The sequence below is a fragment of the Ideonella sp. FW305-24 genome, assembly GCF_058788035.1.
The window spans coordinates 559,609-582,373 of sequence record NZ_JBYTAI010000001.1 but is presented as its reverse complement, the minus strand read 5'-3'; the positions used below and the strand labels follow the sequence as shown (position 1 = coordinate 582,373).

Genomic DNA, 22,765 nt, shown 5'->3' with positions numbered 1-22,765 from the left:
ATGTCAGAGCCGGCGCCGGCCGGAAAGCTCAGCCGCAACGAATGGGCGCTGCTGGCTTTGGTGTTGCTGGCGCTGGCGCTGTGGCGGCTGGGCGGAGCGCCGCTGTTCGATGTGGACGAAGGCGCTTTCAGCGAAGCCACGCGCGAGATGCTGTCCAGCGGCGACTGGCTGCACACCACGCTGAACGGCGAGCCGCGCTTCGACAAGCCCATCGGCGTGTACTGGCTGCAGGCGCTCAGCGCGTCGGCCTTCGGCGTCGGCGAATTCGCGATGCGGCTGCCGTCTGCCCTCAGCGGCTGGCTGTGGGCGCTGGTGCTGGCGCAGTTCGCATTGCCGCGGCTGGGCAGGCAGGTGGCGGTGAGCGCGACGGTGATGCTGGCCACCTCGCTGGGCGTGCTGATCATCGGCCGCGCCGCGACCGCCGATGCGCTGCTGAACCTGCTGCTCACACTGACCGCGCTGGACGGCTGGCGTTGGCTGTCCAGCGACTCCAAGTCGGCGCTGCGCCGCGCCTATGCCTGGATGGGCCTGGGCCTGCTGACCAAGGGGCCGGTGGCCATCGTGGTGCCAGGCGCCGCGCTGCTGCTGTGGCTGTTCTGCTCGCTGCCGTGGCGGGCTGCGCTGGCCAGGCTGGGCCGGGCGATGGCCGATCCAGTCGCCTGGCTGCTGATGCTGGGCATTGCGGTGCCCTGGTACGCCTATGCGCTGCACCGCCACGGCCAGGCCTTCATCGACGGTTTCCTGATCCGCCACAACCTGGCGCGCTACACCAGCCCGCTGGAGCAGCACGGGGGCAGCATCGGCTACTACCTGGTGGTGGTGCCGCTGCTGCTGCTGCCGTGGGCGCCGCTGCTGGCCGGCGTGCTGGCGCGTGTGAAGCGGCACTGGGCAGACCCGCTGCAGCGCTACCTGCTGCTGTGGGCCGGTTTCGTGATCGTGTTCTTCTCGCTCTCGGGCACCAAGCTGCCGCACTACGCGCTGTATGGCGCCACGCCGCTGGTGCTGCTGATGGCCATCACGCTGGCCGAAGCGGGCACCACGATGCGTGCGGCGCTGACCGTCAGCCTGCTGCTGTTGCTGGCGCTGCTGTGCGGCTCGGCGCTGGCCATGGGCTGGTGGCTGCCGCAGGTCACGCACCCGCTCTACAAGGCGGTGCTGGAAGGCCAGCATGCCTCGCCGTGGCTGGCCTGGCTCAGCGGGCTGGCGGCCTTGGCCGTGCTGTTCCTGATGACCCAGCTGAACCGACCGGGGTGGACGCTGGCGCTGCGCAGCGGCGTTTCGGCGCTGGTGATTGCGGTGGTGGCACTGGGCGTGGCGCTGCCGTGGTGGGGCGACCTGCTGCAAGGCCCGATCAAGCGCGCCGCGGCCATTGCCGCGGAGCGCAACGAGCCGGCGGTGCAATGGGGCCTGCACCAGCCCAGTTTTGCGCTTTACCGCGGCCAGTCCACGCCGCGCCGCGCGCCACATGATGGCGAACTGGCACTGGTCCGGCTGGACCAGTTGCCCAAGCTGATCGCCCAGGCCGGCGGGCGCTACATCCCGCTGTATGCCGAGCGGGGCTATGCGCTGATCCTGTGGCGTGCTGCTGCACCGGCTGCCACCTCGGTGGCGCAAGCCGCGCCATGAAGACCGGTTGGTGGCGGCGCGCGCGGCATCGCGAGGCGCTGGCCTGGCTGCTGGCGCTGCTGGTCGCGGGCACGGTGTTTTCGGCTTGGCCGCAGCTGGACCTGCAGGTGGCCGGCTGGTTCTACGACGGCCAGGGTCACTTCCCGGGTGACCACTGGTGGTGGGTACGGGCGATCTACCGCGGCACCACGGCGGTCGGCTGGGCGGTGTTCCTCTATGCGCTGTGGAGCGCCTGGCGCAGCTGGCGCCGTTCGCCGGGCCATCGGCTGCGTCACGGCCGGCGCGGCTGGGCGCTGGCGCTGGTCATGCTGCTGGGCGTGGTGGTGCTGGTGCACGGCGCACTGAAGGAGCAATGGGGCCGGCCGCGGCCGGTTCACATCCTGCAGTTCGGCGGCGAGAAGGTGTTCAGCATGGCGCTGTTGCCGTCCAGCGGCTGCCGCACCAACTGCTCCTTCGTCAGCGGCCATGCGGCCACCGGCTTCGTGCTGATGGCCGTGGGCCTGATGGCCGCGCCTGCGGTGCGCCGGCGCTGGTGGCGCGCCGGCATGGCGGCTGGCGCATTGATCGGCGCCGTCCGCATCGTCCAGGGCGGCCACTTCCTCAGCGACGTGGTGTTCGCTGGCCTGGCGATCTGGGGCTGTGCGCTGCTGGTGCGCGCCGGCTGGCTGCGCTGGCGGCTCAGACGCCGCCGGCGGCGGCAGGCCTCAGCGGCTTGAAGGCCGGCGGTTCTTGCGGGTCAGAGGCTGAACGCGACCACGACGCCGGCAAAGTCCACGCCGTTGTTCGGCGTCTTGATGTCCAGGTTGCTGATGTGCCGCCAGTGCAGGCCCACGCGCCAGGCGCCGCCGGCGTCCACCAGGTTCAGGCCCAGGTGGTCGGAGAACTGGTACTGGGTGCTTTTCTGGCGGTCGCCGATGTTGGTCTGGCTCAGCCAGGCCGGGCCGATGCCGAATTCGACTTCCATGCGCGTGGCGCCAAAGGCCGGCCGCTGCCAGTGCACCAGCGGCACGATCGCCACGTCCCAGGCATTCTTCGCGAAGGCCACATCGCCTTGCGCGCTCCAGCGGCTGACCGAGAAGTTGGTCTGGTTGCTCAGGCTCCAGCCACCAGCAGTCAGCATCTGGCATTCGCCGTAGGCGGCACCCACGGTGGCCACGCGGAGTTCGTCGTCCTTGGCCACGTTGCCGCGGAACTGCCAGCGCGGCGCGCCGTCGCAGCGCGTGAATGGTGCGCCTTCCCACCAGGCATAGGCCCAGCTGGCGAGCGTGCCGGCCACGGCCACGGCGCGCAGGCCATTGCTGGATGCATGTTCCTTGGGCGTGGCGGGCGCGGTTTGCGCCATCAACGGCGCGGACAGCAGGACCGACAGGCAGGCGACAGCCTGGGCGCCGAAGCGGGCACGCCGCGTGCTGATGGAGTGGCCAAAGGTGCGGCCGAACGCGCGCTTGGCGCGCGGCGAGATGGGGGAGGGCAGGCAGGGCATCGGTGGATTCTGCCAGCGACGCCCGGAGCGCGCCCGCTCACGGCTTCCCTGACAAAGAGTCACAGGTTTTTTCCACGTCGTTGTCGGCCGACATCTCATAAGGGCGTTGTCCTACATTACGTCGGGTCGCAAGCGAATGGGTGGGCCAGGGGCCCGGTGCTACCGTCATGCCATCCATTCACCGCTGCGGAATCTCTTGGCCACAGCTTGTGGCCCGCCACTCTTGGGTGGGTTGGCGGAGGTTTTTTTGAGCGGGTCATACCAACAGCCTTTCGGAGTCTTTCCATGTTCCATCGCATCTCCCGGGTCCGCGCGCTTGCCGTGACCACCATGCTGGCCTCTGTCGCCTTGCTGTCCGCCTGCGGTGGTGGAAGCGACAACGACGTGGCGCCGTCGGGTACTGACGAGTTGATCACCAACGTGCACGTCACCAGCAGCACCGGTGCTGCCTACCCACAACAGATCAACATCTACAAGCCCAAGGGCGCGACCCGGGCCATCGTTGCGCTGCACGGCGGCGGCGGGAACAACGTCTCCATCTCCTACCAGCTCGGCCTGAACACTTCGCAGACCGACCTGGCATCGTCGACCATCAACTGGACCTGGTTGGAAAACAATCACGTGATGCTCGTGTTTCCCCAGGGGCAGCACATTGCCGGGCAGGACGGCGCGACGACCTGGAGCAACCGGGTGATGACCTCCGGCCAGGACGACAAGGCCTTCCTGATTGGGTTGGCTGCCAAGCTGCGCGCGGACTACGGCATCAGCAAGATCACGCTGATGGGCCACTCCATGGGCGGCGCGATGACCAACCGCATGTACTGCGAGTCCAACGCCACGTTTGATTCCTATGTGTCCCTGGCCGGCCCGGCCTCGGTGGACTTCTCGACCGGTGCAGCGGTGTGCGATCCCGCTGGCACTGCCGCCGGCAAGGCGGTGGCGCCGTACATGGGCATCATTGGCGACAGCGATCCGGTGATGCGGACCTACGACCCGATCACCGGGGCGTCGAACTGGGGCGATGACCTGTGGACCATCAACCAGGTCCTGATCTACGCGGCCGGCGATGCCTGGGTCAATGACCAGGTGATCAACGAACAGGTCCAGCAGCAAGTCCGCGCGACGGCGATGTGCGGCGAGACTGTGGCTGCCTCGCCGACCAACAGCGGCAACGTCGACACCTGGTCCAACTGCGGCGGCAAGCTGGTGCTCAAGCGCATTCATGGCGCGGGTCACGGCGTCGATTCGTTGGCTGCGCAAATGGGCTTCTCTTCCGGCACCGGCATCCTGGACCAGGAAGAAAGCCTGGCCTCCACGGCTGGCCTGAAGTAATCACCCCCAGCATGGGCGCCTCGGCGCCCGCCACCGAAACTGGCCCGGGCTGCTAAGCTCGCGCCAGTTTTTTCATTGGGATTTCGGATGTTCACCGGCATTGTGCAAGGCGTGGCCCAGGTGGCCAGCATCCAGGACAAACCAGGGCTGCGCAGCTTCCGGCTGCAGTTCCCCGACGGCTTCGCGCAGGATCTGGGCATTGGCGCCAGCGTTTCGTGCGACGGCGTGTGCCTGACCGTCACCGAGCTGCATGGCGACAACGCGGCCGACTTCGACGTGATGCAGCAAAGCCTGTCGCTGACCACGCTGGGCGCCTTGAGCGAAGGCAGCCCGCTGAACGTGGAGCGCGCGGCGCGCGACGGCGCCGAGATCGGCGGCCACCCGCTGTCCGGCCATGTGGATTTCAAGGCCACGCTGGCCTCGGTGCGCCAGCCCGAGAACAACCATGTGATGCGCATCCAGGTGCCGCAGCCGTGGATGCGCTACATCTTCGCCAAGGGCTACATCGCGATCAACGGCGCCAGCCTGACGGTCGCCGAGGCCAACCGTGCCGAGGGCTGGTTCGAGGTCTGGCTGATTCCCGAGACGCTGCGCATGACCACCTTTGGCGACAAGCAGCCGGGCGACACGCTGAACATCGAGATCGAGCGCAGCACGCAGGTTTTTGTCGACACCGTGCGCGACGCACTCGACGAACGCCTGGGCCCGCTGATGCCGGCGCTGGAAGCTTTGCTGAAGCAGCAGGGCAGCAGCGCCGAGGAACTGGCCGGCCCGCTGCCCAAGCTCAAGGGCCTCAGCTGAGTTTTTTCAGCTGGACCGCGCAGCCCTGAGCTTGCGGTACAGCGTGTTGCGGCTGATGCCCAGCCGGCGGGCGGCTTCCGAGAGATTGCCGTCGCTCTCCTTCAGCGCCCGCTCCACGGTGCGGACCGCAAGCTCGCGCAGGTCGATGGCAGTTTCCACTGCTGCAGGCGCCGTCTCCCGCAGCGGTGCACAGGCACGAAGGTCCTCGGCCAGGTCATCGGGCAGGTGCGCCCAGGTGACCTGCGTCTCGTGAGGCTCCATCAGCGCGCAGGCAGTGCGCAGTGCATTGGCCAATTGGCGCAGGTTGCCGGGCCAGCGGTAGCTGGCGAAGCGCTGCGCCAGTTCCGGTGACAGTTGCACGTCCTGCCCCGGTGCCAGTTCCTGCAGCATGCGTTGCACCAGCGCCTCCAGGTCCTGGCGCTCGCGCAGCGGTGGCAGTTGCAGCGTCAGGCCATTGAGCCGGTAGTACAGGTCTTCGCGGAACTGGCCGGTGCGCATCTGCTCGCGCAGCGCATGGTGGGTGGCACAGATCAGCTGGATGTCCACGGCCACCGGCTTGCCACCGCCCAGCGGCACCACCAGGCGGTCCTGCAGCACGCGCAGCAGCCGGCCCTGCATGGCCAGCGGCATGTCGCCAATCTCGTCGAGGAACAGCACGCCGCCGTCCGCCTCGCGGATGCGGCCGGGAGCGCCTTCGCGGCTGGCGCCAGTGAAGGCGCCGGGCCGGTAGCCGAACAGCTCGGCCTCGATCAGGCTTTCCGGCAGCGCCGCGCAGTTGACCGCCACGAAGGCTTGCGCGCGCCGCGGCCCGCTGCGGTGCACCGCCCGCGCCAGCACCTCCTTGCCAGCGCCGGATTCGCCCTGCAGCAGCAGCGCAATCGGCTTGTCCAGCACCCGGCGCGCGCGGGCCAGCACCGCGTGCAGCGTGGGGTCGCCGGTGTCCAGCGCCGCCAGTTCGTCGGCCGGCGCCGGGGCGGGCAGCGCGATGGGCGCCGGCTGGGCCGCGAACACCATGGCCGGCGTGCCGAGGCTGGCCTGGCCCGGTTCGATGCGCAGCCACAAGGCCTGGCCGTGCACGGTCTGCACCCGCAGCGGCGCGCCGCCGGCCCGCTGGGCGCTGGCCATCAGGCGGTCCATGGACACCTCCAGCAACTGTTCGATGGGCAGGCCACCCAGGGTCTGCCAGGGCTGGCCCAGCAGTGCCAGCGCGGCCTTGTTCGCGCCCGTCACCCAGCCGTCGCCCGACAGCGCCAGCAGGCTTTCGGTCAGCGTGGACAGGCCCTCGGGCTGGCTGTGCAGCCGCAGCCGCAGCTGGTCGCCATGGCGGGTCTCGAACAGCCTGTGCTCGATCATGCGCACGGCCGAGCGCACGAGGCCCAGCGTGTGGCGGTGGTAGCCGCGGTGGTCGCCTGAGAGGTCCAGAGCGCCCAGCAGGCGGCCTTGCGAGTCGTGGATGGGCGCGGCGGCGCAGGTCAGGAAGGCATTGCGCTCCAGGAAGTGCTCGCCGCCGTGCACGACCAGCGGCTGGGCCTCGACCAACGCGGTGCCAACCGCATTCGTGCCGCGCCAGCACTCGTGCCAGTTGGCGCCCGGGCGCAGCGCCACGCGCTCTGCGCGGTGCATGAACTGCAGGTCGCCCAGCGAGTGCAGCAGCAGCCCGTCCGGGTCGGCCAGCACCAGCATGCCGTCGCTGTCCTGGGTCTGCTCATGCAGGAAGTTCATCACCGGCAGCGCGTGGGCCAGCAGTTCGCGCTGCTGTTCCAGCGCCTGGCGCAACTGGGCCGAGGACGCATGCGGCGCGCCCGCCGGGCGTGCCGTGGGCGACAGGCCGGCTGCGGCGCTGCGCTGCCAGGAGCGCGCCAGCACGGGGCCCAGCAGTTGCGCGGACACCTCGCCGCTGCTGTTGAGCTGCCGGTGGGCCTCGCGCACCTGGGCGGGGGAGAGGACGGGGGTCAGGGCAGGGTGCATGGCGGCAGGTTCGAAGGCGGTGTCGGGCCAAGGTTAGCCATGCCGACCGCCCTCGCCTAGAGGGTCTTCCGCCAGTGCCGCAGGCGAGCTGTTCCGTTTCGGCACAGGGTTTCGGTGTGCGACACATTGGCGCAGGCCATGGCCGCTGTTTGACCCGGATTTGCGCAGGATCAGCCTGTTCCCGGCACAAACAAGGCCCAGCTGCCGTTGGCATGTCGCGTGCAGAGCAAGCCAGGGCAGGCCCCGTTTCCCCACACGCAAACGTCGGGTCGCTTCCCTCTTCATCCAACAACGCAGGAGACAAACGCATGCTGTATGCCTTTCCCGGAACCGCTGGTGCCCCCGTCGGCTTCAAGGCGCGCTACGACAACTTCATCGGCGGCAAGTTCGTCGCGCCAGTGGGCGGCCAGTATTTCGACGTCATTACGCCGATCAATGGCAAGGTCTTCACCCAGGCCGCACGTTCGACCGAGGCCGACATCGAGCTGGCGCTGGACGCTGCACACGCCGCCGCCGCCAAGTGGGCTGCCACGCCGGCCGCCACGCGCGCCAACGTGCTGCTGAAGATTGCCGACCGCATCGAACAGAACCTGGAGAAGCTGGCCTACGCCGAGTCGGTGGACAACGGCAAGCCGATGCGCGAGACGCTCAATGCCGACATCCCGCTGGCGGCCGACCACTTCCGCTACTTCGCCGGCTGCCTGCGGGCGCAGGAGGGCACGCTCAGCCAGATCGACGACGACACCATCGCCTATCACTTCCACGAGCCGCTGGGCGTGGTCGGCCAGATCATTCCGTGGAACTTCCCCATCCTGATGGCGGCCTGGAAGCTGGCACCGGCACTGGGCGCAGGCAACTGCGTGGTGCTGAAGCCGGCCGAGTCCACGCCGGTCAGCATCCTGGTGCTGGCCGAGCTGATCGCCGACCTGCTGCCAGACGGCGTGCTGAACATCGTCAACGGCTTTGGCCGCGAGGCCGGCATGCCGCTGGCGCAGAGCAAGCGCATCGCCAAGATCGCGTTCACCGGCTCCACGGCCACCGGCCGCGTCATCGCGCAGGCGGCGGCCAGCAACCTGATCCCGGCGACGCTGGAACTGGGTGGCAAGAGCCCGAACATCTTCTTCGACGACGTGGCTGCTGCCGACGATGCCTTCTTCGACAAGGCCATCGAAGGCCTGGTGCTGTTCGCGTTCAACCAGGGCGAGGTCTGCACCTGCCCCAGCCGCGCGCTGATCCAGGAATCGGTCTACGACAAGTTCATGGACCGGGCGATCAAGCGTGTGGCCGCGATCAAGCAAGGCAGCCCGCTGGACACCGACACGATGATGGGTGCGCAGGCTTCGTCGATGCAGATGGACAAGATCATGTCCTACCTGGAGCTGGGCAAGCAGGAAGGCGCGCAGGTGCTGATCGGCGGCGGCGCGGCGAAGATGGAGGGTGACCTGGCCGGCGGCTATTACATCCAGCCCACGCTGTTCAAGGGCCACAACAAGATGCGCATCTTCCAAGAGGAGATCTTCGGCCCGGTGCTGGCCGTGACCACCTTCAAGGATGAAGCCGAAGCCATGCAGATTGCCAACGACACGCCGTACGGCCTGGGCGCTGGCGTGTGGACCCGCGATGGCAGCCGTGCCTACCGCTTTGGCCGTGGCATCCAGGCCGGCCGCGTATGGACCAACTGCTACCACGCCTACCCGGCGCATGCAGCCTTCGGCGGCTACAAGGAATCGGGCATCGGCCGCGAGACCCACAAGCAGATGCTGGACCACTACCAGCAGACCAAGAACCTGCTGGTCAGCTACAGCCCGAACAAGCTGGGCTTCTTCTGAACTTCACGCTGTCATGCACGAGCGGCCTGCGGGCCGCTTTTTTCATCGGGAAGCGCAAGCCATGATCGAACGCGTGATCGCCACCGACGCCGCCTTGGCGCTGGTGGCGCACCTGAAGGAAAGGCACGGGGCGGGGATCTTTTTCTACCAGGCCGGCGGCTGCTGCGAAGGCAGCCACCCGATGTGCTGCGCACCGGGCGACCTGACGCTGAATGCCGGCGACGTGCAACTGGGCGCCGTCGGCGGCGTGCCGTTCCACGTCAGCCGCTCGCAATGTGAATACCTGCTGGGCATGCAGCTTACGCTGGACGTGCGAGCGGGCAGCCAGGGCAGCTATTCGCTGGAAGACCCGGAGGGCGTGCATTTCGTCAGCCTGACCCGGCTGTGGACGGACGAGGAGTGGCAGGTGCTTTCGGTGCAGGGCCTGCCAGCCTGAGCCTCATGGGAGAGCGACCGGCAGCCCCCGGGTTTTCTCATCCCCCTCGGTGGGCCTGACGAGAAGCAGGTCCGGGAGCAGCATCAAGCCAGCTTGAAGACGCCCACCGTGGCCACCAGCTGATCGGCCTGCCCCTTCAGACTTTCGGCAGCAGCGCTGGTTTCTTCGACCAGCGCCGAGTTCTGCTGGGTGCCCTGGTCCATGCGGTCGATGGCCTCGCTCACCTGGTACAGGCTGCTGCTCTGAGCATCGCTGGCGCGGCTGATTTCCGCCACCAGTGCCGTCACGCGGTGAATCGCGCCGACCACTTCGTCCATCGTTGCACCGGCCTGGCTGGCCTGGGCATCGCCTCGCGCCACGCGTTCGGCGCTGGCCTGGATCAACTGCTTGATCTCGCGCGCCGCATCGGCTGATCGCTGGGCAAGGCCGCGCACCTCGCTGGCGACCACGGCAAAACCGCGGCCATGTTCGCCCACCTTGGCCGCTTCGACGGCCGCATTCAGCGCCAGGATGTTGGTCTGGAAGGCGATGGCGTCGATCATGCTGGTGACGTCCGCGATGCGATGCGAGTCGCCGGCAATGTCCTGCATGGTCTGCACCACCTGGCCCACTGCCTGGCCACCGCGTTCGGCCACCTCGTTGGCGAGCTGTGCCAGCTGACTGGCCTGCTTGGCATGTTCGGCATTGCCGCGCAGTGTCTCGCTGAGCTGCCCCACTGACGAGGCGGTCTGCTGCAGCGCGGCTGCCTGGGCTTCCGTCCGGGCGGCCAGGTCGCTGTTGCCCTGCGCGATTTCCGCGCTGGCCATGGCCACGCCTTCAGCATTGCCGCGCACCTCGCTGACCAGTTGCCGCAACTGGCCCTGCATGTGGGCCAGCGCCTGCAGCAGCCGGGCCAGTTCATCGCGGCCGGCTGCACGGATGGTGCGCGCCAGATTGCCTCTGGCGACTTCGGCGGCCATGTCGATGGCATGCATCAAGGGTCGTACGACCGCACGGCTCAGCAGCACGCCAATGATCACGCCCAGCAGCGCGGCCAGCAGCATCAGCGCCAGGCTCCAGCCTGCGGCCCGCTGGCCGGCGGCGTAGGCGTTGCTGGCGGTGGCCGCGCTGAGCGTGGCGATCTCCCTTTCCAGAGCTTCCAGCAATTGGCTGGGTTCGCGGTCCGCGCCGCGCACCGCCTGGTCGCCAGCCTGTGGCTGCTGGCCTGCAGCCTTGAACTTCTCCAGGCCTTCGCGGTAGCCGCTGGCCATCTTGCGGTGCGCTGTCAGGAACCGGTCGAGCAAGGCCTGCAGATGGGTTTCGCCCAGGTCACTCCGCAGCCAGGCGGCGCCGTCGGCCACTGCCTTTTCCTCCTGCACGAAGGCCGTCCAGTGCTTGTCCAGCGCCGCCGCATCGGCGCCGCGCAGCAACACGTTCTTCCATTCCTGCACCTGGGTTTTGAAGTGCTGGGCGATGGCGGCCACGGCGCGCTCATGGGCCACCTGCTGCTGCACCTCGGCGTGGAAGATGTCTAGGGAGCGGCCCACTGCCCAGAGTCCGCCCAGGCCTGCGGCCAGGGTCAGCAGCAAGGCCATCGCAAAGGCGAGCGGCACTTTCCGGCTTAGGTTCATGGCGAAACCTCCTGTGCGCGGGCTGTGCAGATGCAGGCAAGCCTGGCACCACCGCATGATGACGCAACAGCGACGCTCTGGGCGGCATGGCATGCCCTGAGATTCAGGTCGCACAGGGCCGAATTCCCCCTTCCGGTGGATGGGCGGCACCCAGGCGAGTGGGAACAATGGCCGAGCGGCTTTTCGGCCGCTTCCTGCTTCACCGCTTCGATCCGAGGTTGCCTTCCATGCCTGTTCCTCCTGTCGCGCTGGCCCTGCTGGGCGGCATTTCGACCACCCTGGTGGCCGCTGCGGCGCTGCCGTCCACCTCAGCGCTGCCCATGCCGGCCCAGCCGGTGGCCGCACTGGCTACAGCCGGTGCGCCCGTGCTGCTGCTGGCGCGGGAACTCGGGCCGGACGTGTCGCCAGCGCCCTACCTGGTCAGCGAGAAGTTCGACGGCGTGCGTGGGCTGTGGGATGGCCGCCGGCTGCGCTTTCGCGGCGGTGGCGAGATCCAGGCTCCGGCCTGGTTCCTGGCGCAACTGCCAGCGCAGCCGCTGGACGGCGAGCTGTGGCTGGGCCGTGGGCGCTTCGATGAAGTTTCAGCGCTGCTGCGGCGGGGTGATCCGAGCGACGCCGGCTGGCGCGCGCTGCAGTACCGCGTGTTCGAACTGCCGGGTGGCGACGGCAGCTTCGCGCAGCGCGCGGCCAGGCTTGCCGCGCTGGCGCCACCGGACGGACCCGGTCCGGTGCGGGCCGTTGCGCAGTTCCAGGTGGCCGACCGCATCGCCTTGCAGCAGCGGCTGGACGAGGTGGTTGCTGCCGGCGGCGAAGGCCTGGCGCTGCACCTGGCCGACGCGCCGTACCTGACCGGCCGCAACGGCGTGCTGCTGAAGTTCAAGCCGGTGCAGGACGCCGATGCGGTGGTCATCGGCCACGTGCCGGGCAAGGGCAAATACGCCGGCCAGGTCGGCGCGCTGCGCGTGCGCAATGACGACGGCCACGTCTTCCTGCTCGGCTCGGGCTTGAGCGACGCGCAGCGCCGCAGCCCGCCGCCGCTGGGCAGCCGCCTGAGCTACAGCTGGCGCGGCCAGACTGACACCGGATTGCCGCGCTTTGCGACGCTGCTGCGCTTGCGCGATGCAGGCACCTGAAGAGAGATGGGGCATCCGGTTCCGCGGGTACGCGGAACCACCCGCCGAGCGGGTCGCACGGCCTGCTTGGGGCGGCCCGGCGCTGGCCGCGCCCTGCGGTATCGTGCCGACATGAGCGATTTCAGTTTCTTCTGGCACGACTACGAGACCTTCGGCCGTGTGCCGCGCCATGACCGGCCGTCGCAGTTCGCCGGTGTGCGCACCGATGCGGACCTGAACGAGATCGGCGAGCCGGTGATGGTGTATTGCCAGCCGGCGCCGGACTACCTGCCGGACCCCGAGTCCTGCCTGCTGACCGGCATCCTGCCGCAGCTGTGCCTCGAACAGGGCGTGCCCGAGCATCGCTTCGCCGCCACCATCGAACAGCAACTGGCCAAGCCCGGCACGGTGGGCGTGGGCTACAACTCCATCCGCTTCGACGACGAGGTCACGCGCCACCTGTTCTGGCGCAACCTGATGGATCCGTATGCCCGCGAGTACAAGAACGACTGTGGCCGCTGGGACCTGCTGGACACCGTGCGCTGCATGTACGCGCTGCGACCCGAAGGCATTGAATGGCCGAAGCACGAGGACGGCCGCCCGTCGTTCAAGCTGGAGCACCTGAGCGCCGCCAACCGCCTGCTGCACGAGGCGGCGCACGATGCGCTGTCGGACGTGCGCGCCACCATCGGCCTGGCCCGGTTGATCCGCCAGGCCCAGCCGCGGCTGTGGGACTTCTGCCTGAAGCTGCGCAAGAAGGATGCTGTGTGGGCGGAGATTGGCGTTGGAAGGCCGTTCCTGCACATCTCCGGCATGTACGGCCCGGAGCGTGGCTGCATCGCCGCCGTCTGGCCGCTGGCGCCGCACCCGGTCAACAAGAACGAGCTGATCGTCTGGGACCTGGCGGTCGATCCGTCCGAGCTGTTCACGCTGAACGCCGCGGCCATTCGCGAGCGCATGTTCTCCAAGGCCGACGCGCTGCCCGAAGGCGTGACGCGGCTGCCGATCAAGACCATCCACATCAACAAGTCGCCGGTGGTCATCGGTAACCTGAAGACGCTCTCGCCCGCGATGGCCGAACGCTGGGGCTTCGACATGAACCTTGCGCTGCAGCACGCCCAGGCTTGCGCCGAAAACAGCGCCAAGCTCGGTGGCCTGTGGGACGAGGTGTTCGCCCGCCCGCCCGCCGAGCGCACGCCTGACGTGGACGAAGACCTCTACGGCGGCTTCGTCGGCCCGCAGGACCGCACCCGGCTGGACCGCCTGCGCAAGTTGAAGCCCGACGATCCCGCCTTGCCGCGTGCCAGCTTCGACGACGGCCGCCTCGGTGAGTTGCTGTTCCGCTACCGCGCCCGGAATTTCCTGGACAGCCTGAGTGCCGAAGAACACGAACGCTGGGAGCAGTACCGCGCTGCGCGCCTGCACGAAGGCGAGGGCGGCGCGATGAGCATCGACGCCTACCTGGAGAAGCTGGACGTGCTGGGCGCTGCGGCTGCCGAGAAGGGTGACGAGAAGGCGACCGCCATCCTCGACGCCTTGTCCGAATACGTCGAGCAGATCGCTCCAGAGATGTGATCATGGCTTCGGGCAAGCCCCTGGGCCGAAGCATGCGGGACGCGCGTATCGTCGCCGTCAACCCAACCACCTTGCGGAGTGCCCATGCTCAAGTCCGGCATTGACCAGGACGCCCTGATCGAGATGTTCTCGACCACCAGCGCGCGCCAGACCGCGCAGCTGCGCGACGCCGTGCACACGGCCACCTTGAAGGCCTTGCAGGGCCGTGAGATGAGCCTGAAGAACATCCGCTCGGTGCTGAAGTCGGTCACCCAGGCCGCCAGTGCCGGCACCGCCGGCCGCGGCCTGCCGGAGGTCGATGCCGAGGCCATGCTGGGCTCGGCGCTGGCCGGCATGGACGATGCGCTGCTGAAGGCCGTCGAGGCCCACCAGGTGGCGCTCAGCAGCCTGGCTGGCCAGGGCGTGGGCCTGCAGGACAAGCAGCTCAAGAAGGCGCTGGGCGATCTGGAGCAGCTGGAAGACACCATGTTCGGTGCGGTGCGCAAGGCGGCGGACGCCGCCGGTGGCACGCTGTCCGGCCCATGGGAGCAGGCGCTGTCTCACTTCAAGCAGGACGGCAGCCAGGCCGGCGCGCATGCGCAGGCGACCGTCAACGGCGTGACCGCGCAACTGGAGAAGATGCAGACGGCCATGCGCGACACCCGGGCCGCCGGCCTGAAGGCCGCGCAGGCGTTGGCGCAGAGCTACACCGCGCTGGTCAGCGGCGTGCTGATGGGCATGTCCGACGCCTTGCGCCAGGGCGGCAGCGCCGGTTCACCACCGCCGCCCACTGCTGCACCTGCCGCGCCCGCAGCCAAATCCTCACGCCGCAAAGCCACTTGAACCCCTGGGCCGGCAGGCCCTGTGTACCACCCGCCCTAAAATCCGCGGTCGACCTCCAGGAAGCCCGTCTGCCGCGCAGCGGGCTTTTTCACTTTTCACGGATATTTGCGCCATGACCCGAGTCGTCATCAGCGGCACCGGCCTTTACCAGCCGCCGCACGTGATCACCAACGCCGAGCTGGTGGAGGCTTTCAACGCCTATGCTGCGCTGCAAAACGAGCAGCATGCCGACGCAATCGCCGCCGGCACCCGCGCGGCCATCACCCACTCCAGCGTGGAGTTCATCGAGAAGGCCTCGGGCATCAAGCAGCGCTATGTGATCGACAAGGCCGGCGTGCTGGACCCGACGCGCATGTACCCGCGCTTCGAGGCCCGCGCTGACGAGCAGCTGTCGCTGATGGCGGAGATCGCGGTGGACGCCGCGAAGCAGGCGCTGGCCGCCGCCGGCAAGACCGGCGCGGACGTGGACGCGGTGCTGTGCGCAGCGGCCAACATGCAGCGCGCCTACCCGGCGATGGCGGTCGAGATCCAGCAGGCGATTGGCGCGGGGGGCTACGGCTTCGACATGAACGTCGCCTGCTCGTCGGCCACCTTCGCCATCGAACAGGCGGTCAACGCCGTCAAGGCCGGCACCGCCAGGTGCGTGCTGGTGGTCAACCCCGAAATCACTTCGGCGCACCTGGAATGGCGCGACCGTGACTGCCATTTCATCTTCGGCGACGTCTGCACCGCGGTGATCATCGAAGCTGCCGACACGGCCACCAGCAGCGAGCAGTGGGAGATCCTCGGCACCAAGCTGGCGACCGAGTTCTCCAGCAACATCCGCAACAACTTCGGCTTCATGAACCGCGCCGAAGACAACGACCCGCTGGGCCGCGACAAGACCTTCTACCAGGAGGGCCGAAAGGTCTTCAAGGAAGTGGTGCCGATGGCCGCGGCGCACATCGAGAAGCACCTGCACACGCTGCGGGTCGAGCCCACGCAGGTGCGCCGCTTCTGGCTGCACCAGGCCAACCAGGGCATGAACCAGCTGGTGATCAAGAAGCTGCTCGGCAGCGACGGCAATGCCGACATCGCGCCGCTGATCCTGGACGAATTCGCCAACACCGCATCGGCCGGTTCGGTGATCGCCTTCCACCGCCACCACGGCGACCTGGCCAAGGGCGACCTGGGCGTGATCTGCTCGTTCGGTGCCGGTTATTCGATCGGCAGCGTGATCGTCAAGAAGCGCTGAGGGCAGCGCTGCCCGGTCACTCGGGCTTGATGCCCGCGATGCGTATCACGCGGCCCCACCGGCTGACTTCGCGGTCAACGAAGTTCGCGTAGCTGTGCGAGCCCTGGTCCGGGATCACAAAGCCTTTGGACTCCAGCTGTTGCCTGGTGTCCGGTGACTGCATGATCTTCACCAGTTCGGCTTCCAGCCGTGCGGCGATGGGGGCGGGTGTCTTGCTGGACACCGAAATGCCGGACCAAGACATTGCCACGAATCCCGGAATCTCCTTTTCGCTGATCGCCGGCACGTTGGGGAACAGCGAATTGCGCGAAGTGCTGGTGACTGCCAGGGCCTGGAGCTTGCCCTCTTTCACCAGGGGATAGGCCGAATCCTGGTTGATGAATGCCATCGGCACCTGGCCTTCCAGCAGCGCAGCGACCAACGGCCCGCCGCCTTTGTAGGGCACGCCAACGATGGAGAGGCCCTTGCAGTCCCGGCCACCTTGGGCATTGCCCAGGCAGACGCTCAGCGACTGCTTGAGCAGTTCCATGGCCACGTGGCCGGAAGATGCGTGTGTGAAGCCGTAGCTGAGCTTGCCGGGATTGGCCTTGCCGTAGGCGATCAGCTCGGCCAGTGTCTTGAACGGTGACTTGGGGCTGGCGACCAGCACATTCGCACCGGAATGAACCTGCGTCAGGTGCGTGAAGTCCTTGATGGAGTCATAGCCGACCTGCGCATCCATGCCGTGCGCCACGGCGTTCTGGCCAATGCCGCTTTGAATCAGCGTGTAGCCGTCGGCGGGTTGCGACAGCGCCTTCAAGGTGCCGGTGACGCCGCCGCCGCCGGCGATGTTTTCCACGTTGACGGGCTGCTTCAGTGCCACGGCGAGCTTGCCGGCGATCAGCCGGCCCATGAAATCGCTGGTGCCGCCGGGCGGGAACGGGACGACCAGCTTGAGGGGCTTGGTCGGCCATTCCGATGCCTGCGCGTGCGCAGAATGTGCGCCCAGCAATGACATGGTCAAGCCCAACCAGGTCGCCAGCAATGAACTGCAACGTATCACTTGTGTTGTCTCCGTGGGTCTCGAATGCGAATCGTCTAATCGTCTTTTAGCCAAGTCTGCAGCGCGATTCGGCGGCCAATCTAACATCGCTCGCATTCGCCACCAAGGTTTGGTGGCGAACATGCGTGGCATCCTGCCGCCTTCTCGAAGACGTCAGGGCAGCTTGTCAGGCGCTGATCCGGAGGCGATGCTGGTGCAGCAAGGCGTAAGCCGGGCGACAGGCCTCGGCCACGGCCAGGGCCGCACCTTGCAACTGGGGCGAGCGAGGGCGCCAGGCCTCAAAGCCGGTCGACGCCCAGACGGCGTCGTACCAGTGGGGCGCCCAGATGCCGTCGCTGTCCCGCCGACCTGCGGGCCAACTGAGCATGCGCGGCGTGAAGGCAATGCCCAGCGCGGTGCAGACCGCTTTCAGGTAGGCCTCGGGCGCCTGCAGGAAGTCGTCTGCGGCTATCACCATCGGCGCCTGGCCGCTGCGCTGCGCCAGTTCGTCGAATAGCGCGGCTTGCTGCAGCAGGCCGATGTCGGCCGGGGCCACGGTGGCGCGGCTCTTCAGATAGCTCTCCACGACCTGCGCCGGGTCGCGGATCAGCAGCACGTTGTGCAGCTTGTGCACCCAGTCCGTCGCCATGCCTGGCAGCAGGTGGTGGCTCATGTGCTTCTGGTACCAGACCGGCTGAGCGCCAGGTGCCGGGCCTTCGCTCAGGGCCCGCGCCACGCGCGCTGCGTCGATGTCGCCGTCGGCAATGATGTCGTCGCGGCCCGGGTGGTCCAGGCCCGTCGCAGCCAGGTAGGCGGCGTACAGCGGCTCGTCGCTGACGGCGCAGTCACCGCGGTTTTCCCAGGCCCGCATCATCGCGGTGGAAATGTTGCGCGGGCCGCTCCACATGGCCACGCGCAGCGGTGCTCCGGCGTTCATGCCCATGAGCCTTCTTGCGCTGCCACGTCGCGGGCCACCAGCGCCTTGTACAGCGCTTGCAGCCGCAGTACCATGGGTCCCGGCAGCCCACCTTCCATTGCGCGGCCGTCCACCTCGCGCACCGGCACCACGCCAGCAAAGGTGCCAGTGCAGAAGGCCTCTTCGGCGCTGTAGACCTGGGTCAGGCTGAAGTTCTTCTCGAACACCGGGATGCCGGCCTCGCGGCAGACCTGGATCACGTTGCTGCGCGTGATGCCGCCCAGGCAATAGTCGCCGCTGCTGGTCCACACTTCGCCGCCACGCACGATGAAGAAGTGCGTGGAGTTGCAGGTCGCCACAAAGCCGTGCGGGTCCAGCATCAGCGCTTCATCGGCACCTGCGGCGGTGGCCTGGATGCAGGCCGTGATGCAGTTGAGCTTGCTGTGGCTGTTGAGCTTGGGATCCAGCACGTCCGGGTAGCCGCGGCGCACGTGCACCGTGAACAGCTTCAGCCCGGCGTTGACCGTCTCCGGCTTGGCCAGCTTGAATTCCGGCAGGATCACGATGGTGGCCGGGCCCACGGTGACACGCGGGTCCTGGTATGGCGTGCGCTTCACACCGCGGCTGACCATCAGCCGGATGTGCACGCCGTCGTGCATCTGGTTGGCCTTCAGCGTGTCGTAGACGGCCTGCCTCAGTTCGGCCTTGCTCATGCCGATGTCCAGCATGATGGCCTTGGCACCTTCCCACAGCCGCGCCAGGTGTGCATCCAGGAACACCGGATGCCCCTGCACCACGCGCAGGCCTTCCCACACACCATCGCCGAGCACGAAGCCACTGTCGAAAACCGACACCGTGGCGTCGGCGCGCGACTTGAGCTGGCCGTTGATCCAGATGCGGATGTCCGCATTGCGCGGGTCGTCGTGGAAGTCGTGAATGCTTTGCGACATGTTTCGTCAGGGTTCCCGGGTGATCAGCCAGTCTAGCGGCAGTGGCATCATCTCGGGCTGGCCGTCCCACCAAGGGCGGTTTTTGGGGCCGGTCATCGCCGGCCATGACAGCAAAGGTTATCGAATGCACTCGTTCCAAAAGCACTCTCTCGCCGGCGCCGCTGGTCTGTTGCTGGCCCTGGTCGCCAGCCTCGCCGCGGCGCAAGACAAGCTGCAAAGCCTTGGCAATGCGAATGCCAAAGCGTCGGTGATGAGCCGCGAAGAGCTGCGCGCCTGCTTCAAGGAGCAGGACAGCATCAAGGCCGCGAGCATTGACCTGGGCACCAAGCGCACCGCGCTGGACGCCGAGCGCAAGCAGCTTGAAACCGAGAACGAGGCCATGAAGCAGCAGCGCGATGCATTGGCTGCCCGTGTCAACCAGAACGCGGCCGACATGAATGCTCGCGTGGCCGCACACTCTGCCAAGGTGGAAGCCTTCAACCAGAAGATGGACGCGCTGAACGCCGCGGCGAAGAAGGGCGAGAACATCGACCGCCGCCAACAAGTGCTGGAGCGTGAGGGCAAGGAAATCCAGAAGACCTCCGACGAGCTGAACGAAGCCGGCAAGGTGTTCCAGGCCAGCGTCGATGAAGACAAGAACAAGCTCGACAGCCAGTTCCAGCAGTTCCAGGCCAAGACCGACCAGTGGAACACCCGCAATCACGACATGGATGTGGCCGCGGCGAACTATGACGCCGACCTGAGCTCATGGAAGACCCGCTGCGGTGGCCGCAACTACCGCGAGAGCGACGAGAAGGCCATCCGCGCCGGCAAGTAAGACAGCGAAGCCCGCCATGCCGCAACGCCTGCTGATCATCGGCGGCACCCGCTTCGTCGGGCGCCACCTGGCCGAGGCGGCGCTGGCGGCGGGTCATGGCGTCACGCTGTTCAACCGGGGCCAGAGCGGCGAGCCTTTGCCAGGTGCCGAGTCAATCCGGGGCGACCGTCGCGGCGGTCTTTCCGCGCTGGCTGCCGGGCGTTGGGACGCGGTGGTCGACTGCTGCGGCTACCTGCCCGGTGAGGTCGCCGCGATGGCGCAGGCCTTGAAGGGCCGTGTTGACCGCTACGTCTTCATCTCCAGCGTCTCTGCCTATGCCGACTTCCGGCAGCCCAATAGTGAGGACTCACCGCTGGGCGTGCTGAGAGATCCGGACACCACCGTGGTCGACGGCGACACCTACGGCCCGCTGAAAGCAGCCTGCGAGCAGGCGGTGCGGCAGGTCTTCGGCGAGCAGGTGCTGCTGATCCGCCCTGGCTTGGTCGTCGGCCCGCACGACCACACCGGCCGCTTCACCTGGTGGCCGGCGCGGGTTGCCAGTGCGGCGGATGGCGAACCGCTGCTGGCGCCGGGTCATCCCGAAGACGAACTGCAGTTCATCGACGCCCGGGACTTGGCGGCCTTTGTGCTGCATGCTGTGGCGCAAGGCGAGTCCGGTGCTTTCAACGTGGCCACGCTGCCCCGCGTGCATCAGTTTGGCGACCTGCTGCAGCATTGCGTGGAGGCTGCCGGCACCCGGCCACAGGTCTGCTGGGCCTCGTCCGCCTGGCTGCTGGCGCAGCAGGTATCGCCCTGGGACCAGATGCCCTTGTGGCTGGGAGAGGACCCTGGCTACGCGGCCTTCCAGCGCAACAACACCCTGCGCGCCCATGACGCTGGCCTGCGCTGCCGCCCGCTGGGGGAGACGGTGGCCGACACGCTGGCCTGGTGGCGCGCCTTGCCGGCCGAGCAGCAAGGTTTTCCGAAGACCGGCCTGCCACTCGAGCGCGAACGCGAACTGCTGAGCCGACTCACCACAGCCCAGGCTTCGTGACCATCAGCCAGAAGGTTGCGAGCATCGCGACGAAGGCCGGATAGCCCAGCCATTCCCACAGCCTGGCCTGTTGCCAATGCAGTGCCAGCGGACGTCCAGGCAACGGCTCATGGACCGGTGGGATCTCATGACCATGTGCGCGCCAGCAGTTGGTCCGGCGGGCAGGCTGCGTGGCCCAGCACGGCAGCGAACTGCGCCGCTTCGGCAACGCTTGCGGTGTTGTCCCGCTGCAGCAGGCCCAGCGTCTGCCGGCCCCAGGGTGTGCAGGGCAGCAGGTCGCCTGCCCAGGCGCTGCCGCGAGCCAGCGCCGCCGGCATGGTGCTGACCCGCGCGGGCTTGTCGCCGCGTTGCTGCCGCAGCGAGGCCAGCAAGGCTTCGAGGCTGAGCGCCTGCGGTCCCGTGCAGACCAGCAAGCCGCGGGTCGCCGAGGCTGGCCCAAGCAACTGCGCGCAGGCATTGGCCAGGTCCGAGACGGCCACCGGCTGAATCAAGGTGCGCCGGCCTTCGGGCGGCAGTGCCAGCCAGCGCAGTCGGGACATCTTGACGAACAACTCGCTGCCTGCACCGCCGCGGCCGAACACCACGCTGGGCCGCAGCACCGCGCCGTCCAGCTCACCGCGCTCGGTCAGCGCCAGCAGCGTGTTGTCCGCCTCGGCCTTGGTGAGGGCATAGGACGAGTCCTGGCCTTCAATGCCCAGCGCGGAGACCTGCAGCACCCGCCGCACGCCAGCATCTGCGCAGGCCTGAAACAGCGCCTGCGGTGCTTGCGTGTGCAGCAACTGCATGGGCTGCCGGCGGCTGTCGCGCAGCACGCCCACGGCGTTGATCACAGCGTCCACACCGGTCAGCAGTGGCAGCCAGTCGCTTGGCTGGGTCATCGCCATGAAGTTCACGGCCAGGGGCTCCTGGCCGCCCGCTGCCTGACCGCTCCGGCTCGCAGCCAGCACCTGATGGCCGTGATCCCGCAGCGCGCGGGCGATGTGCCGGCCGATGAAACCGGTGGCGCCACAAAGCAGCACTCGCATGGCTCAGCGCTCCGTGTGGGTGTGAATGTCGCAATGCCCTGCGTGGCAGCGCGAGGTGTCGTTCGCGGCGCGTTCCGCCGCCCTGCGCAGCGTGGTTTCGAACAGCGCGTGGCTGATCCAGTGCGGCAGTGCGCGGCGGTGCCTGGCGATCCACGGATAGGCCCGCTCGGCCAGCCGGCCCAGCAGCGGCTGGTTCAGCAGTTGCGACACCCGGGGCAGGCCGGCCGCTACATAGGCCAGGCGGAACACGGCCACGCCGGTCAGCCACGTGCCGTCGGCTCGCTGGCCGCGCATCAGCGTCAGCATGTCGGCCAGGGTTGGCCCGCCTGCAGGCGGCACGAAGCCCGGCGCGCTGACGTCGACAAAGCGCAGCAGCCCGTCGCGGTTGCGCAGCATCAGGTTGCGCATCTCGCCGTTGCACAGCGGGCAGGCCGACTCGTAGTAGAGCGTTAGCGGATAGGCACCAGCGTCATGGTGCAGGGGATGCACTCTCATCATCTTCTCCGTTTGAAATTTCAGTATAAACAGAAATTTAGGCTCAAAAAAAGGGGGACTGCCCATCGCCTTGTTGCGACAACCCGTTCAGCTGTCCCCACGCACGAAGCGCTGCACACTGGCGCCGAGCTTCAGCACCTTCTCCAGCGTGGTGGGCGAGAGCCGCAGCATCTCGTCGGACCACAGCCCCAGCGTTTCCATGAAGCGCAGCGTTTCGCGCACGCGGTCCTGCGCGTCGGCCGGTTCCTGCTCGAAGCCGGGCTGGGCCTGCAGCTCCTTCAGCAGGCGCACGGTCGGGTCGAACTCGCGTTCCTTGCGCTCGCGCACGATGGTGCGGAACAGCTCCCACACGTCGAGCGAGGTCTCGAAATAGTCGCGCCGGTCGCCCAGCACGTGGGTGGTTCGCACGAGGTTCCAGTTCAGCAGTTCCTTCAGGCTGGTGCTGACGTTGGAGCGCGCAATGCTCAGCGTCTCCGAGATCTCCTCGGCATGCAGCGGCCGGCCATGGAAGTAGAGCAGGGCGTGGATCTGCGAAACGCTGCGGTTCACGCCCCAGTTGCTGCCCATCTCGCCCCAGTGCACGATGAAGCGGCGGGCGGTGTCGGTGAGTTCCATGGCTGCATGCTAGGTTTCTTCTTGTATTTCTGTCAATACAGAAATTAAGGCGGTGAATGTGTTGT

General features: G+C 67.8%; 21 protein-coding genes. 12 read left to right on the top strand and 9 right to left on the bottom strand.

The genetic code is table 11. The features are described from left to right. Together AC3WR5_RS02565 and AC3WR5_RS02560 are read left to right on the top strand one after the other, a co-directional pair. Window positions 1-1,626: an ArnT family glycosyltransferase gene (locus AC3WR5_RS02565; protein WP_492481611.1), complete on the top strand. Its 1,626-nt coding sequence runs from the start codon at window positions 1-3 to the stop codon at window positions 1,624-1,626. After that, window positions 1,623-2,342: a phosphatase PAP2 family protein gene (locus tag AC3WR5_RS02560; RefSeq protein WP_492481609.1), complete on the top strand. Its 720-nt coding sequence runs from the start codon at window positions 1,623-1,625 to the stop codon at window positions 2,340-2,342. The genes AC3WR5_RS02565 and AC3WR5_RS02560 overlap by 4 nt, the downstream gene beginning before the upstream one ends. 20 nt (window positions 2,343-2,362) lie before the next feature. Here AC3WR5_RS02560 and AC3WR5_RS02555 read toward each other — a convergent pair whose 3' ends face one another. Then, a complete protein-coding gene (locus AC3WR5_RS02555; protein WP_492481607.1) occupies window positions 2,363-3,109 on the bottom strand; it encodes an acyloxyacyl hydrolase in 747 nt (248 codons plus the stop codon). Between the two features lie 285 nt (window positions 3,110-3,394). Here AC3WR5_RS02555 and AC3WR5_RS02550 point away from each other — a divergent pair, with 285 nt between their 5' ends. Next, window positions 3,395-4,441 (top strand): CE1 family esterase, encoded by a 1,047-nt coding sequence (locus tag AC3WR5_RS02550; protein ID WP_492481605.1) that lies wholly within the window; start codon window positions 3,395-3,397, stop codon window positions 4,439-4,441. Between the two features lie 87 nt (window positions 4,442-4,528). Beyond that, window positions 4,529-5,242: a riboflavin synthase subunit alpha gene (locus AC3WR5_RS02545; protein ID WP_492481603.1), complete on the top strand. Its 714-nt coding sequence runs from the start codon at window positions 4,529-4,531 to the stop codon at window positions 5,240-5,242. Between the two features lie 6 nt (window positions 5,243-5,248). Here the strand turns inward: AC3WR5_RS02545 and AC3WR5_RS02540 are convergent, their stop codons facing one another. After that, a complete protein-coding gene (locus AC3WR5_RS02540; RefSeq protein ID WP_492481601.1) occupies window positions 5,249-7,210 on the bottom strand; it encodes a sigma-54-dependent Fis family transcriptional regulator in 1,962 nt (653 codons plus the stop codon). 308 nt (window positions 7,211-7,518) lie between these two features. On the opposite strand from AC3WR5_RS02540, the gene exaC reads away from it, so the two are divergent. Both exaC and AC3WR5_RS02530 read left to right on the top strand, forming a co-directional pair. Beyond that, window positions 7,519-9,039, top strand: a complete 1,521-nt coding sequence (exaC, locus tag AC3WR5_RS02535) for an acetaldehyde dehydrogenase ExaC (protein ID WP_141287226.1) — start codon at window positions 7,519-7,521, stop codon at window positions 9,037-9,039. A 61-nt stretch (window positions 9,040-9,100) separates the two neighbouring features. Further along, complete coding sequence (locus AC3WR5_RS02530) at window positions 9,101-9,475, top strand: DUF779 domain-containing protein (RefSeq protein WP_492481598.1); 375 nt, start codon at window positions 9,101-9,103, stop codon at window positions 9,473-9,475. 83 nt (window positions 9,476-9,558) lie between these two features. Here the strand turns inward: AC3WR5_RS02530 and AC3WR5_RS02525 are convergent, their stop codons facing one another. Continuing rightward, complete coding sequence (locus AC3WR5_RS02525) at window positions 9,559-11,085, bottom strand: methyl-accepting chemotaxis protein (RefSeq protein WP_492481596.1); 1,527 nt, start codon at window positions 11,083-11,085, stop codon at window positions 9,559-9,561. Window positions 11,086-11,312: 227 nt separating this feature from the next. On the opposite strand from AC3WR5_RS02525, the gene AC3WR5_RS02520 reads away from it, so the two are divergent. The 4 genes from AC3WR5_RS02520 (at window position 11,313) to AC3WR5_RS02505 (ending at window position 15,828) form a co-directional block, all read left to right on the top strand. Then, window positions 11,313-12,218: a DNA ligase gene (locus AC3WR5_RS02520; protein WP_492481594.1), complete on the top strand. Its 906-nt coding sequence runs from the start codon at window positions 11,313-11,315 to the stop codon at window positions 12,216-12,218. Window positions 12,219-12,329: 111 nt separating this feature from the next. Further along, window positions 12,330-13,772, top strand: coding sequence for an exodeoxyribonuclease I (gene sbcB / locus AC3WR5_RS02515; RefSeq protein WP_492481592.1), 1,443 nt, complete (start codon window positions 12,330-12,332; stop codon window positions 13,770-13,772). A gap of 84 nt (window positions 13,773-13,856) precedes the next feature. Then, window positions 13,857-14,594: a DUF6781 family protein gene (locus AC3WR5_RS02510; RefSeq protein ID WP_492481590.1), complete on the top strand. Its 738-nt coding sequence runs from the start codon at window positions 13,857-13,859 to the stop codon at window positions 14,592-14,594. 112 nt (window positions 14,595-14,706) lie between these two features. Then, entirely contained in the window at window positions 14,707-15,828 is a 1,122-nt protein-coding gene (locus AC3WR5_RS02505) for a beta-ketoacyl-ACP synthase III (protein WP_492481588.1), read from the top strand. Window positions 15,829-15,844: 16 nt separating this feature from the next. Here AC3WR5_RS02505 and AC3WR5_RS02500 read toward each other — a convergent pair whose 3' ends face one another. From AC3WR5_RS02500 to AC3WR5_RS02490, 3 genes are read right to left on the bottom strand one after another with little or no spacing between them, the layout of a single operon-like run. Continuing rightward, window positions 15,845-16,993, bottom strand: a complete 1,149-nt coding sequence (locus tag AC3WR5_RS02500; protein WP_231012247.1) for a Bug family tripartite tricarboxylate transporter substrate binding protein — start codon at window positions 16,991-16,993, stop codon at window positions 15,845-15,847. A 43-nt stretch (window positions 16,994-17,036) separates the two neighbouring features. Further along, window positions 17,037-17,786 carry a sulfotransferase-like domain-containing protein gene (locus tag AC3WR5_RS02495; RefSeq protein WP_492481586.1) on the bottom strand — a complete coding sequence of 250 codons (750 nt, stop codon included), beginning with the start codon at window positions 17,784-17,786 and terminating at the stop codon, window positions 17,037-17,039. Continuing rightward, window positions 17,783-18,715: an aminotransferase class IV gene (locus AC3WR5_RS02490; RefSeq protein WP_141287219.1), complete on the bottom strand. Its 933-nt coding sequence runs from the start codon at window positions 18,713-18,715 to the stop codon at window positions 17,783-17,785. The genes AC3WR5_RS02495 and AC3WR5_RS02490 overlap by 4 nt, the downstream gene beginning before the upstream one ends. A 124-nt stretch (window positions 18,716-18,839) precedes the next feature. On the opposite strand from AC3WR5_RS02490, the gene AC3WR5_RS02485 reads away from it, so the two are divergent. Then, window positions 18,840-19,532: a hypothetical protein gene (locus tag AC3WR5_RS02485; RefSeq protein WP_492481583.1), complete on the top strand. Its 693-nt coding sequence runs from the start codon at window positions 18,840-18,842 to the stop codon at window positions 19,530-19,532. A gap of 16 nt (window positions 19,533-19,548) precedes the next feature. Next, complete coding sequence (locus AC3WR5_RS02480) at window positions 19,549-20,565, top strand: NAD-dependent epimerase/dehydratase family protein (RefSeq protein WP_492481582.1); 1,017 nt, start codon at window positions 19,549-19,551, stop codon at window positions 20,563-20,565. Window positions 20,566-20,690: 125 nt separating this feature from the next. Here AC3WR5_RS02480 and AC3WR5_RS02475 read toward each other — a convergent pair whose 3' ends face one another. The 3 genes from AC3WR5_RS02475 to AC3WR5_RS02465 form a co-directional block, all read right to left on the bottom strand. Then, the gene (locus AC3WR5_RS02475) at window positions 20,691-21,590 is read right to left on the bottom strand and encodes an NAD-dependent epimerase/dehydratase family protein (RefSeq protein ID WP_492481580.1); all 900 of its coding nucleotides are present in this window, start codon (window positions 21,588-21,590) and stop codon (window positions 20,691-20,693) included. A gap of 3 nt (window positions 21,591-21,593) precedes the next feature. Then, entirely contained in the window at window positions 21,594-22,085 is a 492-nt protein-coding gene (locus AC3WR5_RS02470; RefSeq protein WP_492481578.1) for a thiol-disulfide oxidoreductase DCC family protein, read from the bottom strand. 87 nt (window positions 22,086-22,172) lie between these two features. Further along, on the bottom strand, window positions 22,173-22,700 hold the full coding sequence (locus tag AC3WR5_RS02465) for a GbsR/MarR family transcriptional regulator (RefSeq protein ID WP_141288908.1): 528 nt from the start codon (window positions 22,698-22,700) through the stop codon (window positions 22,173-22,175). Window positions 22,701-22,765: the final 65 nt, after the last annotated feature.